The organism is Pseudomonas fragi (assembly GCF_900105835.1).
GTDB classification, from domain to species: Bacteria; Pseudomonadota; Gammaproteobacteria; order Pseudomonadales; family Pseudomonadaceae; genus Aquipseudomonas; species Aquipseudomonas fragi.
In genome coordinates, this window is sequence record NZ_LT629783.1 from 1,347,134 (window position 1) to 1,362,128 (window position 14,995).

13 protein-coding genes and 1 pseudogene are annotated in these 14,995 nt (G+C 59.7%); 11 read left to right on the forward strand and 3 right to left on the reverse strand.

The features are described 5' to 3' along the window. Positions 1–54 precede the first annotated feature (54 nt). From BLU25_RS06120 to BLU25_RS06130, 3 genes are all read left to right on the forward strand, one after another. Positions 55–1,419 carry a nucleobase:cation symporter-2 family protein gene (locus tag BLU25_RS06120; protein ID WP_029611490.1) on the forward strand — a complete coding sequence of 455 codons (1,365 nt, stop codon included), beginning with the start codon at positions 55–57 and terminating at the stop codon, positions 1,417–1,419. 152 nt (positions 1,420–1,571) lie between these two features. Further along, positions 1,572–2,357, forward strand: coding sequence for an outer membrane protein OmpK (locus tag BLU25_RS06125; protein WP_016781504.1), 786 nt, complete (start codon positions 1,572–1,574; stop codon positions 2,355–2,357). A gap of 358 nt (positions 2,358–2,715) precedes the next feature. Further along, positions 2,716–3,501: an outer membrane protein OmpK gene (locus BLU25_RS06130; protein WP_016781505.1), complete on the forward strand. Its 786-nt coding sequence runs from the start codon at positions 2,716–2,718 to the stop codon at positions 3,499–3,501. A 19-nt stretch (positions 3,502–3,520) separates the two neighbouring features. Here BLU25_RS06130 and BLU25_RS06135 read toward each other — a convergent pair whose 3' ends face one another. Then, a complete protein-coding gene (locus BLU25_RS06135; protein WP_016781506.1) occupies positions 3,521–4,123 on the reverse strand; it encodes a TetR/AcrR family transcriptional regulator in 603 nt (200 codons plus the stop codon). 274 nt (positions 4,124–4,397) lie between these two features. Here BLU25_RS06135 and BLU25_RS06140 point away from each other — a divergent pair, with 274 nt between their 5' ends. Then, positions 4,398–5,600: an MFS transporter gene (locus BLU25_RS06140; protein ID WP_016781507.1), complete on the forward strand. Its 1,203-nt coding sequence runs from the start codon at positions 4,398–4,400 to the stop codon at positions 5,598–5,600. Here the strand turns inward: BLU25_RS06140 and BLU25_RS06145 are convergent. Further along, a complete protein-coding gene (locus tag BLU25_RS06145; RefSeq protein ID WP_016781508.1) occupies positions 5,597–6,538 on the reverse strand; it encodes a DUF808 domain-containing protein in 942 nt (313 codons plus the stop codon). The two genes, BLU25_RS06140 and BLU25_RS06145, sit on opposite strands and share 4 nt — an antisense overlap. Positions 6,539–6,670: 132 nt before the next feature. Here BLU25_RS06145 and BLU25_RS06150 point away from each other — a divergent pair, with 132 nt between their 5' ends. After that, positions 6,671–7,276, forward strand: coding sequence for a TetR/AcrR family transcriptional regulator (locus BLU25_RS06150; RefSeq protein WP_016781509.1), 606 nt, complete (start codon positions 6,671–6,673; stop codon positions 7,274–7,276). A 121-nt stretch (positions 7,277–7,397) separates the two neighbouring features. Here BLU25_RS06150 and BLU25_RS06155 read toward each other — a convergent pair whose 3' ends face one another. Next, entirely contained in the window at positions 7,398–7,838 is a 441-nt protein-coding gene (locus BLU25_RS06155; protein ID WP_016781510.1) for a GlcG/HbpS family heme-binding protein, read from the reverse strand. 266 nt (positions 7,839–8,104) lie between these two features. On the opposite strand from BLU25_RS06155, the gene gcl reads away from it, so the two are divergent. From gcl to BLU25_RS06185, 6 genes and pseudogenes are all read left to right on the forward strand, one after another. Further along, positions 8,105–9,922, forward strand: a complete 1,818-nt coding sequence (gene gcl, locus BLU25_RS06160; RefSeq protein WP_016781511.1) for a glyoxylate carboligase — start codon at positions 8,105–8,107, stop codon at positions 9,920–9,922. 55 nt (positions 9,923–9,977) lie between these two features. Further along, positions 9,978–10,760: a hydroxypyruvate isomerase gene (hyi, locus tag BLU25_RS06165; RefSeq protein WP_083369558.1), complete on the forward strand. Its 783-nt coding sequence runs from the start codon at positions 9,978–9,980 to the stop codon at positions 10,758–10,760. Between the two features lie 180 nt (positions 10,761–10,940). Then, a complete protein-coding gene (locus tag BLU25_RS06170) occupies positions 10,941–11,831 on the forward strand; it encodes a 2-hydroxy-3-oxopropionate reductase (RefSeq protein ID WP_083369559.1) in 891 nt (296 codons plus the stop codon). Between the two features lie 120 nt (positions 11,832–11,951). Continuing rightward, positions 11,952–12,839 (forward strand): annotated as a pseudogene (locus BLU25_RS06175) (urea transporter). Positions 12,840–12,878: 39 nt separating this feature from the next. After that, positions 12,879–13,700 carry an ion transporter gene (locus tag BLU25_RS06180; protein ID WP_016781516.1) on the forward strand — a complete coding sequence of 274 codons (822 nt, stop codon included), beginning with the start codon at positions 12,879–12,881 and terminating at the stop codon, positions 13,698–13,700. A 93-nt stretch (positions 13,701–13,793) separates the two neighbouring features. Further along, a complete protein-coding gene (locus BLU25_RS06185; RefSeq protein ID WP_016781517.1) occupies positions 13,794–14,801 on the forward strand; it encodes a sulfate ABC transporter substrate-binding protein in 1,008 nt (335 codons plus the stop codon). The last annotated feature ends 194 nt before the right edge of the window (positions 14,802–14,995 follow it).

Consider the following 14,995-nt stretch of genomic DNA (forward strand, 5'->3'; position numbering starts at 1 on the left):
CGCCCGCAAGTACACACCACCAGCTCACAACAATAAGAATGACCGAGGTGTTGCATGTCCGATTTAACCGAACCGCGCATACCCGCCGTGACCGCCCCGCCGCCGCTGGCGCGGCTACCCATGCTGCAACTGATCCTGGTCGGTTTGCAGCATGTGCTGCTTATGTATGGCGGCGCCGTGGCCGTGCCGCTGATCATCGGACAGGCCGCCGGCCTGAGTCGTGAAGAAATCGCCTTCTTGATCAACGCCGACCTGCTGGTCGCAGGTGTGGCTACCATCGTGCAATCGCTGGGCATCGGCCCCATGGGCATCCGCATGCCGGTCATGATGGGCGCCAGCTTTGCCGCCGTTGGCAGCATGGTGGCAATGGCCGGGATGCCGGGCATCGGCCTGACCGGGATCTTCGGCGCGACCATCGCCGCGGGCTTTTTCGGAATGATCATTGCGCCATTTATGTCCAAGGTGGTGCGCTTCTTCCCGCCTCTGGTCACCGGCACGGTCATCACGTCGATCGGCCTGTCGCTGTTCCCGGTTGCGGTCAACTGGGCCGGTGGCGGCAGTGCGGCTGCACAATTCGGCTCACCGGTGTACCTGGCCATCGCGGCTCTGGTGCTGGGTACCATCCTGTTGATCAACCGTTTTATGCGCGGCTTCTGGGTCAATGTGTCGGTGTTGATCGGCATGGCCCTGGGCTATGTGCTGTCAGGCGCCATTGGCATGGTCGACCTCTCCGGCCTGGACAATACGCCGTGGTTCCAGGTTGTCACCCCGTTGCACTTCGGCATGCCAGAGTTTCATTTGGCACCGATCCTTTCGATGTGCCTGGTGGTGGTGATCATTTTTGTCGAGTCCACCGGGATGTTCCTGGCGCTGGGCAAGATCACAGATCAGGAAGTCACCCCACGCATGCTGCGTCGCGGCTTGTTGTGTGACGCGGGCGCTTCGTTTATCGCCGGTTTTTTCAACACCTTCACCCATTCCTCCTTCGCCCAGAACATTGGCCTGGTGCAGATGACCGGCGTGCGTTGCCGCTCGGTGACGATCATGGCCGGTATCTTCCTGATCACCCTCAGCCTGCTGCCGAAAGCGGCGTACCTGGTGGCCTCGATTCCGCCTGCGGTATTGGGTGGCGCCGCCATTGCCATGTTCGGCATGGTGGCGGCCACCGGGATCAAGATCCTCCAGGAAGCCGACATCGCCGACCGCCGCAATCAGTTGCTGGTGGCCGTGAGCATCGGCATGGGCCTGATCCCGGTGGTGCGCCCCGAGTTCTTCGCCCACCTGCCCCTGTGGATGGACCCCATCACCCACAGCGGTATCGCCATGGCCGCCGTCAGCGCGGTGTGCCTGAACCTGATGTTCAATGTGCTGGGCGGCTCCGAACGCGCAGCCATGAGCGGGCATGTGCATCAGCACTGACCCATGACCCTCACCCCAACCCTCTCCCAAAGGGAGAGGGGGCTGATCGGTGGTGTTCCTGAGCGCTCGCACGACCAATCCCCTTTCCCTCCGGGAGAGGGCTAGGGAGAGGGGCTCTCGCTTTACAAAAACAATAAAAAAGGGAGTTACCCATGAACTGCAAACACTGGGGCGTCACGCTCGCAGGTGGACTTTTGGCTGCCAGCCAGACAATGGCCGGGGACCTGTTTTTATGGCAAACCAACAGCCTGACCTACCTGTACGGCAAGAACTTCGCGATCAACCCTTCGATCCAGCAAACCGTCACGTTCGAACATGCCGACAAATGGAAGTACGGTGACAACTTCCTGTTTGTCGACCGCATCTTCTACAACGGCAAGGAAGACCCCAACAAAGGCCCGCACACCTACTACGGCGAGTTCAGCCCGCGCCTGTCGTTCGGCAAGATCTTCGACCGCAAATTCGAATACGGCCCGATCAAGGACGTGCTGCTGGCCATGACCTATGAGTACGGCGAAGGCGACAGCGAGGCCTACCTGATCGGCCCGGGTTTCGACCTGGCGGTGCCGGGCTTCAACTATTTCACCCTGAATTTCTATCGCCGCCATACCGAGGGGCCACGCCCTGGCACCGGGGTCTGGCAGATCACCCCGTCGTTTTCCTACACCATCCCCGTGGGCCGCTCCAACGTGCTGATCGACGGTTATATGGACTGGGTGGTGGACAACGATCAGAACTCACGCGGCACCTACCATTCCAACCTGCACTTCAACCCGCAGATCAAATATGACCTGGGCAAGGCCCTGAATCTGGGTGAAAAACAGCTGTATGTCGGGATTGAATACAGCTACTGGAAGGACAAGTACGGCATCGAAAGCAGCAGCCGCCTGGACACCAACCAGAACACCGCCAGCGCCCTGATCAAAGTCCACTTCTAAGCTCGTTACTGTGCATGCTCTGTTATTGCTCGCCCTGGGCTTTAACAGAGCACTTGAGTGCAAACGCCAGAGCCCGTATCCTGCGCGCCCGCTTAAACGCGACGTTTTTCAAAGCTGACTTTAAAGCCAACTTTTACCTTTATATCAAAGGTTTACGACCTGCCTGTCGCCATCTGCACTCAACTGCCAACGCGCAGTCGAGGGTTTATTAATGGCTATAAAACAGGTATGGCCCCGAACTTGCAAAAGCACTAAAGCTGACCATAAAGGCAACTTTTTAAAACCATGAACCAAGGCGCCACAACAGAGCGCCACGTTCGCACTACTGCACAATTTTTATTTTTTTGGAGCTAACCGAATGAAGCGCACACTTACCGGCCTGATGCTTGCGGGGAGCATGCTGGGCGGGGCTCCGGCAGTTGCCGGCGACCTGCTGCAATGGCAAACCAACAGCCTGACTTACTTGTACGGCAAGGACTTCCAGGTCAATCCGAAAATTCAGCAAACCATGACCTTCGAGCATGCTGACAGCTGGAAGTACGGTGACAACTTCTTCTTCCTTGACCGTATCTTTTACAACGGCAAGAAAGACGGCAACGTCGGCCCGAACACCTATTACGGTGAATTCACCCCGCGTTTGTCGTTCGGCAAGATCTTCGACCAGAAGTTTGAATTCGGCCCGATCAAGGACGTACTGCTGGCCATGACTTACGAGTTTGGCGAAGGCGATACCGATGCCTACCTGATCGGCCCGGGTTTCGACCTGAACGTGCCGGGCTTTGACTACTTCCAGTTGAACTTCTACCAGCGCTTCCCGGAAGGCAGCCGTGCCGGCCGAGGCGTGTGGCAGATCACCCCGGTGTGGTCCTACACCCTGCCCCTGGGCAACTCCGATGTGCTGATTGACGGCTACATGGACTGGGTGGTCGACAACGACGAGAACTCCCGTGGCACCTACCATGCCAACCTGCACTTCAACCCGCAGGTCAAATACGACCTGGGCAAGGCCCTGAGCTGGAGCGCCAAGCAACTGTACGTCGGTGTGGAATACGACTACTGGAAAAACAAGTACGGTATCGAAGACAGCGACGCATTCAAAACCAATCAGAACACCACCAGCCTGCTGATCAAGTACCACTTCTGATCCACCGCTCCCGGGCGCGTCAACGCACCTGGGGCACCTGCAGCAACCCCCGCAGCATCAGGTCCAGGCTGTCCAGCGCAGCGGCCAGACGCTGCGGCGGGTTGTCCGCTTCGGCAATCCAGAACGACGCATCCATCAACCCGCCCTGAATCAGCCGCGCCAGCGCCTCGGGATCGGTGCGTTGAATCACCTTGGTGTCCATCAGGCTTTGCAGCATCGATGCCATCGACAGGCAGCACACCGACTGGGTGTTCTGCACATATTGCGAACCCAGCACCGAAGGCGCATCACGCAGCAGAATGCGCTGCACTTCAACTTGCAGGGCCATTTCCAGATACAGCCGGCACTGATCCTGAAAGCCTTGCCACAGGCTCTCTGCCTGCTCAAGCACCTGCGCCAGCTGCGCATCCAGCTCGGCATCGATCTGTTGGGCCACGGCCTTGAACAGGCCTTTCTTGTCACCAAAATGGTGATACAGCGCGCCACGGGTCAGCCCCACCGAGGCGGTCAATTCGTCCATCGACGTCTGCGCATAACCCACTGAACTGAAAGCCAGACGGGCAGCTTCAAGCAGCTTGCCACGGGTTTCTTCGATCATTTGCGACCGCGCTTTGGGCGCCATGCCTGTCACCTTTATTTTTGGATACGCGACGTATGTTAATTGACATACGCCGTGTATGCGTATATTTCTACATACGCTGCGTATGTGATTGCCGGCACTCACACATTCCCGTAGCAGCTGCCGAAGGCTGCGTCCGGTTGCGAAGCAACCGTAAAACCAGTGGATGCGGTTTTCCTGAAAACCCGCATTCATTGGTTTTACGACGACTGCGTCGCCGAACGCAGCCTGCGGCAGCTGCTACAAGAGCAACCCCCAACACTGTTCCGGAGCTTGTATGGCCAACCCCTATCGCGAGATTTTCAGCGCCCCCGGCACCAAGGCTTTCAGCGGTGCGGGCCTGATCGCACGGATGCCGATCTCAATGGTCGGCATCGGTATCATCACCATGCTGGCACAACTGCAAGGCTCCTATTGGCTCGCCGGCGGCGTGGCAGCCACCTTCGCCCTGGCAACGGCCCTGCTGGCACCGCAGATTTCCCGCTGGGTCGACCGCTACGGCCAGAGCCGCATCCTGCCCGGCGTCACCGCCATTGGCGTCAGCGGTTTGCTGGCCCTGCTGCTGTGCAGCCATTTTGGCGCGCCGGACTGGACCCTGTTTGTATTCGCCGCACTGTCAGGCTGCATGCCCAGCATGTCGGCCATGGTGCGGGCACGCTGGACCGAGCTGTACCGCGGTTCGCCCAAGCTGCATACGGCGTTTTCGTTCGAGTCGGTACTCGATGAGGTGAGCTTTATTATCGGCCCGCCGATTTCCGTGGGCCTGAGTGTCGCGCTGTTCCCCCAGGCCGGACCACTGGCGGCAGCCATCTTGCTGGCCATTGGCGTCAGCGCCTTTGTGCTGCAACGCAACACCGAGCCACCGGTACACCCGCGCAGCAGCGAGCACCAGGGCACGGTTTTGCGCCAGGGCGCGGTGGTGGTCTTGCTGTTAGCCCTGCTGGGGCTGGGCACGATTGTCGGTACGGTGGATGTGGTCAGCGTGGCTTTTGCCCAGCATCAGGGCCAACCGGCTGCCGCCAGCATCGTACTGTCGATGTACGCCCTGGGGTCGTGCGCTGCCGGGCTGGTGTTCGGCATGCTCAAGTTGAACATGCCACTGCCCAGGCTGTTTGTGCTCGGCGCACTGGCCACGTCAATCACCATGGTGCCGCTGCTGTGGGCCGACAGCATTGCCACCCTGGCGGTGGGCATGCTGGTTGCCGGGCTGTTTTTCGCGCCGACCCTGATTACCGCCATGGGCCTGGTGGAAAACATCGTCCCGCCGGCCAAACTGACCGAGGGCCTGACCTGGATGATCACCGGCCTGGGCATGGGTGTCGCCCTGGGCGCAGTGCTCGGCGGCTGGGTGGTCGACGCGTACGGCGCCCAAACCGGCTTTACCGTGTCTTTAGCAGCTGGCGGCATCATGTTGCTGTTCGCCGTGCTCGGTTACCGCCTGCTGCAAGACAGCACCCTGCCCCGCGCCGCCTGCGCCTAAGCCTTGATGGCGTGCCAGACCTTGCTTGCAACGGACACCACTGCCAACACCACCGCGCCGGCAATGATGCCGGCAACGGCGTTGAGCAGGGTCGGCACGATGGCTGAGACCACGCCCAGCCATTGCGCGCTGCCTTGTACCACGCCTTCAACCCAGTGATGCAACGGCGGCACACCGTGGGTGAGGATGCCGCCGCCGACCATAAACATGGCCGCTGTACCGATCACGGTCAGGCTTTTCATCATGTACGGGGCGGCATTCAACACGCCACGGCCAAAGCTGCGCTGGAACCGTGGCCAGGTCCCGTCGCCGTTTTTTTTGCTCAGGTACAGGCCGCCATCGTCGAGTTTGACGATGCCCCCCACCACGCCATACACCCCGACCGTCATCACGATGGCAATACCCGACAACACCACCACCTGCTGCATCAGCGGTGAGTCAGAAACGATCCCCAGGGTAATGGCAATAATTTCGGCGGACAGAATAAAGTCCGTACGAATGGCGCCCTTGACCTTGTCCTTTTCATACGCCGCCACATCCACGTCCGCACCGGCCAACGACTCCTGCAAGGCCTGGCGCTGGCTTTGGGCGTCGGCCTTGTTGTGGGTCAGGCTGTGGGCGACCTTCTCGAACCCCTCGAAACACAGATAAGCGCCGCCCACCATCAGCAGCGGCGTGACCGCCCACGGTGCAAAGGCACTGATGGCCAGCGCCGCAGGGACCAAAATCGCCTTGTTGCGAAACGACCCCTTGGCCACGGCCCACACCACCGGCAACTCCCGATCGGCGCGCACGCCCGAGACCTGCTGGGCGTTGAGTGCGAGGTCGTCACCCAGCACACCGGCGGTTTTTTTGGCGGCCACTTTGGTCATCAGTGCGACGTCATCGAGCACAGCGGCGATATCGTCAAGCAACATCAGCAGGCTACTGCCAGCCATAAGAAAACGTCCTTTAAGATTGAATGGCCACAAGCATAGCGCGTGCCGGCCGCAAAGCTGCAATCTTGAGCCGCTTGCAAGCCCGGTGCTACCATGCCCGACCGCCCCAGCCGGCAAGGACATATCGGGTTTATGAGCAGTATCCGCGAGCGTAACAAAGAACTGATTTTGCGTGCCGCCAGTGAGGAATTCGCTGACAAGGGTTTCGCCGCCAGCAAAACCAGCGACATCGCGGCCAAGGCCGGCGTGCCCAAGCCCAACGTCTACTACTACTTCAAATCCAAGGAAAACCTCTATCGCGAGGTGCTTGAAAGCATTATCGAGCCGATTCTGCGGGCATCGACGCCGTTCAATGCCGATGGCGAACCCAACGAAGTGCTGAGCAACTACATCCGCTCAAAAATCCTGATTTCCCGCGACCTGCCGTTTGCCTCCAAGGTGTTCGCCAGTGAAATCATGCACGGCGCCCCGCACCTGAGCGAAAAACAGGTTGAGCAGCTCAACGGCCAGGCCCAGCACAATATCGCCTGCATCCAGACCTGGATCGACCGTGGCCAGATCGCCGCCATTGACCCCCATCACCTGATGTTCAGCATCTGGGCCGCGACCCAGACCTACGCCGACTTTGACTGGCAGATCTCGGCCATTACCGGCAAGGCCAAACTGGACGACAGCGACTACGAAGCGGCTACGCAGACCATTATCCGGTTGGTGCTCAAGGGTTGTACGCCTGACTGAAGGCCTGCACAAAACCTGTGGGAGCGGGCTTGCTCGCGATGGTATCGACGCGGCTCAACAGGCACACCGTAGCGCCTGAATCGCAGGCAAGCCAGCTCCCACAGACAGCAAAGGCCTGTGATCAGACCGCCACCCCCGCATCCGCCCGCAAGCCCAGCACCTCGATCGCGCTGATCGCACATTGTTCGTCGATATCCGAGGTATCACCGCTGATACCCACTGCGCCGATCACCTGCCCCGCCTCATTACGGATCAACACCCCGCCCGGCGCCGGTACCACGTCGCTCTGGCCCATGCCGTTAAGTGCCGCAAAAAATGCCGGACGCTGTTGCGCGTCCAGCGCCAGCAAACGCGAGCCCTTGCCCAGCGCAATCGCGCCCCAGGCCTTGCCTATCGCGATGCTGGGACGCAGCAGGCTGGCCCCGTCTTCGCGCTGCAACGCCAGCAAATGCCCGCCGCTGTCGAGCACCGCCACCGTCAACGGCGCGGCATTGATCTGACGCCCGACGCTCAAGGCCCGGGCCGTCAGTTCTAAAGCGACTTTCAAGGTTAAAGCACTCATGGTTGCCATCCTTATCTTGTTATGGAAAGCCTTCTGCACACCTCGCAAGGCATACTGGATAACAATAATAGAACACAATACAAATGCACTTTGTATACAATTTTTAGGCGTCCAAAAATTAAATATCGACGCGACCGCCTAAATACAAGGCTCCCGACTCGGCAGTCACTGATTCGATAAAAGCCATTGACCTGCATGGTGGAGGATGAATACACTCGCTCAACAGCCACTTGTATACAATTACAAAACGTAAGAGGCACAAAACAATGAGCAAAATGAGAGCAATCGAAGCCGCCGTTCTGGTGATGCGTCGCGAAGGTGTCGATACCGCGTTCGGTATCCCGGGTGCCGCCATCAACCCGCTGTACTCGGCCCTGCAAAAGGTCGGTGGCATCGATCACGTCCTTGCTCGCCACGTCGAAGGCGCCTCGCACATGGCCGAGGGCTACACCCGCACTAAGGCCGGCAATATCGGCGTGTGCATCGGCACTTCGGGCCCGGCAGGCACCGATATGGTGACGGGCCTGTACAGCGCTTCGGCCGACTCGATCCCGATTCTGTGCATCACTGGCCAGGCTCCACGGGCACGCATGCATAAAGAAGACTTCCAGGCCGTAGATATCACCACCATCGTCAAGCCCGTCACCAAGTGGTCAACCACGGTGATGGAGCCGGGCCAGGTGCCTTACGCCTTCCAGAAAGCCTTTTACGAAATGCGTTCCGGGCGCCCTGGCCCGGTGCTGATCGACCTGCCGTTCGATGTGCAAATGGCTGAAATCGAATTCGATATCGAAGCCTACGAACCGCTGCCACTGGCCAAACCTACGGCCAACCGGCTGCAGGCCGAAAAAGCCCTGGCCATGCTCGATCAGGCCGAGCGCCCGCTGCTGGTCAGCGGTGGCGGCGTGATCAATGCCGAGCGCCCGCTGCTGGTCAGCGGTGGCGGCGTGATCAATGCCGACGCCAGCGACCTGCTGGTGGAATTCGCCGAACTGACCGGCATTCCGGTGATCCCGACCCTGATGGGCTGGGGCACCATCGCCGATGACCACCCGCTGATGGTGGGCATGGTCGGCCTGCAAACCTCGCACCGTTATGGCAACGCCACCCTGCTCAAATCCGATGTGGTCCTGGGCATCGGCAACCGCTGGGCCAACCGCCATACCGGCTCGGTGGATGTCTACACCGAAGGCCGCAAATTTATTCACGTGGATATCGAACCGACCCAGATCGGCCGGGTGTTCAACCCGGATCTGGGCATCGTTTCCGACGCCGGTGCCGCGCTCAAGGTGTTCCTTGAAGTGGCCCGCGAATGGAAAGCCGCCGGCAAGCTGAAAAACCGCAGCGCCTGGCTGCAGGACTGCCAGCAGCGCAAGGCCACGATGCAGCGCAAGACCCACTTCGACAACGTGCCGGTCAAGCCGCAACGCGTGTACGAAGAGATGAACCAAGTATTCGGCAAAGACACCTGCTACGTCAGCACCATCGGTTTGTCGCAGATTGCCGGCGCGCAATTCCTGCACGTTTACAAGCCGCGTCACTGGATCAACTGCGGCCAGGCCGGCCCGTTGGGCTGGACCATTCCGGCGGCACTTGGGGTGGTCAAGGCCGACCCGAGCCGCAATGTGGTGGCGCTGTCCGGCGACTATGACTTCCAGTTCATGATTGAAGAACTGGCGGTGGGCGCACAGTTCAACCTGCCGTATATCCATGTCGTGGTGAACAACTCCTACCTGGGACTTATCCGTCAGGCGCAGCGCGGGTTTGAAATGGACTACTGCGTGCAGCTGTCTTTCGACAACCTCAATGCACCTGAACTCAATGGCTACGGCGTCGACCATGTTGCGGTCGCCGAAGGCCTGGGTTGCAAGGCATTGCGTGTGTTCGAGCCGGGTGATATCCAGCCTGCCCTGCGCAAGGCCCAGGAGCTGATCAAGGAATTCCGCGTACCGGTAATCGTGGAGATTATTCTGGAACGCGTGACCAATATCTCGATGGGCACCGAAATCAACGCCGTAAATGAATTTGAAGACCTGGCGCTGGTGGGTAACGATGCACCGACCGCCATTTCGATGCTGGATTAATCAATAGCCCTTACTTCGCCCTCTCCCACGGGAGAGGGAACCACAGGAGTCCACCATGCCGCGTTTTGCCGCCAACCTGTCCATGCTGTTCACCGAACAGGATTTCCTTGTCCGTTTTCAAGCGGCTGCCAACGCTGGTTTTCATGGCGTTGAATACCTGTTCCCCTACGACTACAACTCGGCCGACATCAAGGCCCAGCTGGAAGCCAACAAGCTGACCCAGGTGCTGTTCAACCTGCCGGCCGGTGACTGGGCCAAGGGTGAGCGCGGGATCGCCTGCCTGCCGGACCGGGTTGAAGAGTTCCGTGCCGGGGTCGACCTGGCCATTGCCTACGCGCAAGTGCTGGGCAACGATCAGATCAACTGCCTGGCCGGCATCCGCCCCCAGGGCGTGGACGACGCCACGGTCGAAAACACCTTCGTCGCCAACCTCAAATACGCCGCCGACAAGCTGCAGGCGGTGGGCATCAAGCTGGTGATGGAGTCGATCAACACCCTCGACATTCCAGGCTTCTATCTCAATAACACGAAGCAGGCCCTGGCGATCCAGGAAAAGGTCGGCAGCCCCAACCTGTTCCTGCAATACGACATCTACCATATGCAAATCATGGAGGGCGACTTGGCCCGCACCATGCAAACCCATCTGCCGCAGATCAACCATATCCAGCTGGCCGACAACCCGGGCCGCCATGAGCCGGGCACGGGCGAAATCAACTACCGCTTCCTGTTCGACCACCTCGACCGCATCGGCTATCAGGGCTGGGTGGGCTGTGAGTACAAGCCGCTGACCAGCACCGAAGCCGGTCTTGTATGGCTCAAGACCCATAACGCGGTGTAACAGCCACCGTAGCAGCTGCCGCAGGCTGCGTTCGGCGGCGGAGCCGTCGCAAACCCGGTGTTCGCGCTTCTACTGATACACCGTGCCAGTTGATTTCACGACGGCTTCGCCGCCGAACGCAGCCTGCGGCTGCTGCTACAGGTAAACCAAACAGCACTAATAAAAACAAGAGGATTTGTCATGGCTAAAATCGGATTTATCGGCACCGGGATCATGGGTTCACCTATGGCCAGCAACCTGCAGAAAGCCGGGCACAGCCTGTTTCTGTCGACCCACCACGGCGCCGCCCCGGCCGACCTGGTGGCTGCCGGCGCCATCGCCCTGGCCAGCCCGCGCGAAGTGGCCCAGGAAGCCGAATTCATCATCGTCATGGTGCCGGACACCCCGCAGGTCGAGGACGTGCTGTTCCGTGAAGACGGTATCGCCGCGGGCCTGAGCCCGAACAAGGTGGTGATCGACATGAGTTCGATCTCCCCTACCGCGACCAAGGCTTTCGCTGAAAAAATCAACGCCAAGGGTGCGCAGTACCTCGACGCGCCGGTATCCGGCGGTGAAGTCGGCGCCAAGGCCGGCACCCTGAGCATCATGGTCGGCGGTGACGAAAAAACTTTCGCCCGCGCCCTGCCCCTGCTGCAAAGCATGGGCAAGAACATCACCCTGGTAGGCGGCAATGGCGACGGCCAGACCGCCAAGGTGGCCAACCAGATAATCGTCGCCCTGAATATCCAGGCCGTGGCTGAAGCCCTGGTGTTTGCTGCGAAAAACGGCGCTGACCCGGCCAAGGTTCGCGAAGCGCTGATGGGTGGCTTTGCCTCCTCGAAAATCCTCGAAGTACACGGCGAGCGCATGATCAAGGGCACTTTCGACCCGGGCTTCCGTATCAGCCTGCACCAGAAAGACCTCAACCTGGCCCTGGCCGGTGCCCGCGAACTGGGGATCAACCTGCCCAACACCGCCAATGCCCAGCAAGTGTTCAGCACCTGTGCGGCCATCGGTGGCAGCAACTGGGATCACTCGGCGCTGATCAAGGGCCTGGAGCACATGGCCAACTTCTCGATTCGCGACAAGTAAGCCCACCGAGAGACCTGTAGCCGCTGCCGAGGCACGAAGGCTGCGAGTTCTTGATCATGCAGGGAGCCAATCAAGAGCTCGCAGCCTTCGTGCCTCGGCAGCGACTACCAGGTAACAATCATGAGTTCAAACCCCTGCCCCGACTGGGCGACGGCCCTGTGCGCCGGGTTCAGCCAGATCTTCCTTCAGCGTCATCCCCTGTGCGGCGTGCTGTGCCTGCTGGCCATCCTGATCTGTGCTCCCACCCTGCTCGGTGGCGCCTTGCTTGGCGGTATTGCTGGGCTCCTCACCGCGCAACGGCGCGACTACCCCAAGGCCGAGCGCCAGGCGGGTCTCTACAGCTACAACGGCATCCTGCTCGGCTTGCTGCTCAGCCACCAGCTTGAATGGTCGGCCCTGCTGCCCTTGCTGATCATTGCCAGTGCCGGGCTGAGTACGATGCTCGTGCACCAGTGGCTCAAGCGCGCCAGCCACGGGCAAAGTCTGCTGGCCTATACCGCGCCGTTTGTGGGCATTGGCTGGATCCTGCTGCACCTGACCAACCCGCCGGCCCAAGCCGTGGACCACACCCAGACAGTCAATAGCCTCACGCTGGCACAGGGGCTGTTCAAGGGCATTGCCCAGGTCATGCTGCTGCCCCACCCGCTGGCCGGGCTGTTGATCGTTATCGGCCTGTGGCTCAGCAGTTGGCGGGCGGCGCTATGGGCCATCACGGGGGCATTGGCCGGCATGCTGTTTAGCCTGTATCAATAGGACACTGCCGCCGCCCTCAGCGGCCTGGCTGGCTATAACCCGGCCCTCGCCGCTCTGGCCCTGAGCCAGCAACCACGCCGGCCCTGGCTGCCCGTGGCGGGCATCATCGTCACCTTGCTGATCACGCCAGGCTTTATTGCCCTGGGCCTGGCGCCCCTGACCGCCCCGTTTATCCTCGGTTGCTGGCTGGTGCACGCCAGTGTGCGCATCCTGCGCCCCGCACAAGAACAATGCAGGTTGCGCATTGAGCGTTAATACTCGAATCTTCTGACATTTGGGCATCGAGCAACCTGCATGAATAACAATGACTGGCGCCAACGCCTGTATGTGATGGTCTTTCAGGCCGACACAGCTGCGGGGCGGCGCTTCGACACGGCTTTGCTGCTGATCATCCTGTGCAGCCTGGTGGTCGTGGTGCTCGACAGCATCAACAGCATCCACCGCGACTACGCCAAGCTGCTGGCCTATATCGAGTGGGGCTTTACCTTTGTATTCGCCGTGGAATACGGCCTGCGCCTGTATTGTTCGCCCAAGCCGCTGCGTTATGCCTTCAGCTTCTACGGCCTGGTGGATTTGCTGGCCATTGTGCCGGGGATTCTGGCGATCTATTACAGCGACGCGCAGTACCTGCTGATCATCCGCATCATTCGAATGTTGCGGATTTTTCGTATCCTCAAACTGCGCCCCTACCTGAGCCAGGCCAATTACCTGCTCTCGGCCCTGCGCGGCAGCAAGCAGAAAATCATCGTGTTCCTGGTCAGTGTCTCGACCCTGGTCACGGTGTTCGGCAGCCTGATGTATGTGGTCGAAGGGCCGGAAAACGGCTTTACCAGCATCCCGGTGAGTATCTACTGGGCCATTGTCACCCTGACCACGGTAGGCTTTGGTGACATAGTCCCCAAAACCGTAATGGGGCAAGTGATCTCGGCGATGGTGATGATCACCGGTTACTCGATCATTGCCGTGCCCACCGGCATCTTCACTGCCGAACTGGCCAACGCCATGCGCGGCGAACAACTCAAACATGACTGCCCCACATGCAAGAAGAGCAACCATGAACAATCAGCGTCTTTTTGTTCGCGATGCGGCAATGCGCTATTTGCAAAAAAAGCATAACCACAGCACTTTTTAATCTTTTAAGGACTATGCGACAGTCGCTATAGTTACTGGCAATTTGCCCTTATTGCTCCCTATAACAAGGAACGCGCAGTGAAAAAACTCTTTAGTGCCTCAATTCTGGCCGCTGGCCTGGCCCTTGGCAGCGTCGCGAGTGCAGCGACCCCACCGCCGCTGCTAAACGTGTCCTACGACGTGATGCGTGACTTCTACAAAGACTACAACGCAGCCTTCCAGAAGCACTGGGCACAAGAGCACAACGGCGAAAAGCTCAACGTACAAATGTCCTTCGGCGGTTCCAGCAAACAGGCCCGCTCGGTGATTGACGGCCTGCCGGCTGACGTCATTACCATGAACATGGCCACCGATATCAACGCCCTGGCCGACAATGGCAAGCTGGTCCCGGAAAACTGGGTAACCCGCCTGCCGGACAACAGCGCGCCGTTTACCTCGGCCACCGTATTTATCGTGCGCAAGGGCAACCCCAAGGCTCTGAAAGACTGGCCCGACCTGCTCAAGGACGGCGTACAGGTGATCGTGCCGAACCCGAAAACCTCGGGCAACGGCCGCTACACCTTCCTTTCGGCCTGGGGCTATGTGCTGAAAAACGGCGGTGACGAAACCAAGGCCAAGGACTTTGTGGCCAAGTTGTTCAAACAGGCCCCGGTTCTCGACACTGGCGGTCGTGCAGCCACCACCACCTTTATGACCAACCAGATTGGCGACGTACTGGTGACCTTCGAAAACGAAGCGGAAATGATCGCCCGCGAATTTGGCCGCGACCAGTTCGAAGTGATCTACCCGAGTGTATCGGCAGAAGCCGAGCCGCCGGTGAGCGTGGTTGACAAAGTGGTCGACAAAAAAGGCACCCGTGCCACGGCCGAAGCCTACCTCAAGTACCTGTGGTCGCCTGAAGGCCAGGAAATCGCGGCCAAGAACTACCTGCGCCCGCGTGACCAGGCCATATTGGCCAAGTACAACGACCGCTTCCCGAAAGTCGATTTCCTGTCGGTTGAGAAAACCTTCGGCGACTGGCGCGACGTGCAGAAAAAGTACTTCAACGACGGCGGCGTGTTCGACCAGATCTATAACGCGCAATAATTCCCTGTCCTGTTGCAAGCCCGCCTCCCATTGTGGGAGCGGGCTTGCTCGCGAAGGGATGCCCACGGTACGCCTGACAGCCCCCGTCGCCTGCATCGCAGGCAAGCCAGCTCCCACAGCTTTTGCAGCACCTGCAAAAGCCTGTACATATCAACAGTAAAAACACTTGCCCTCGCGCCCGACTCTGCCCATGC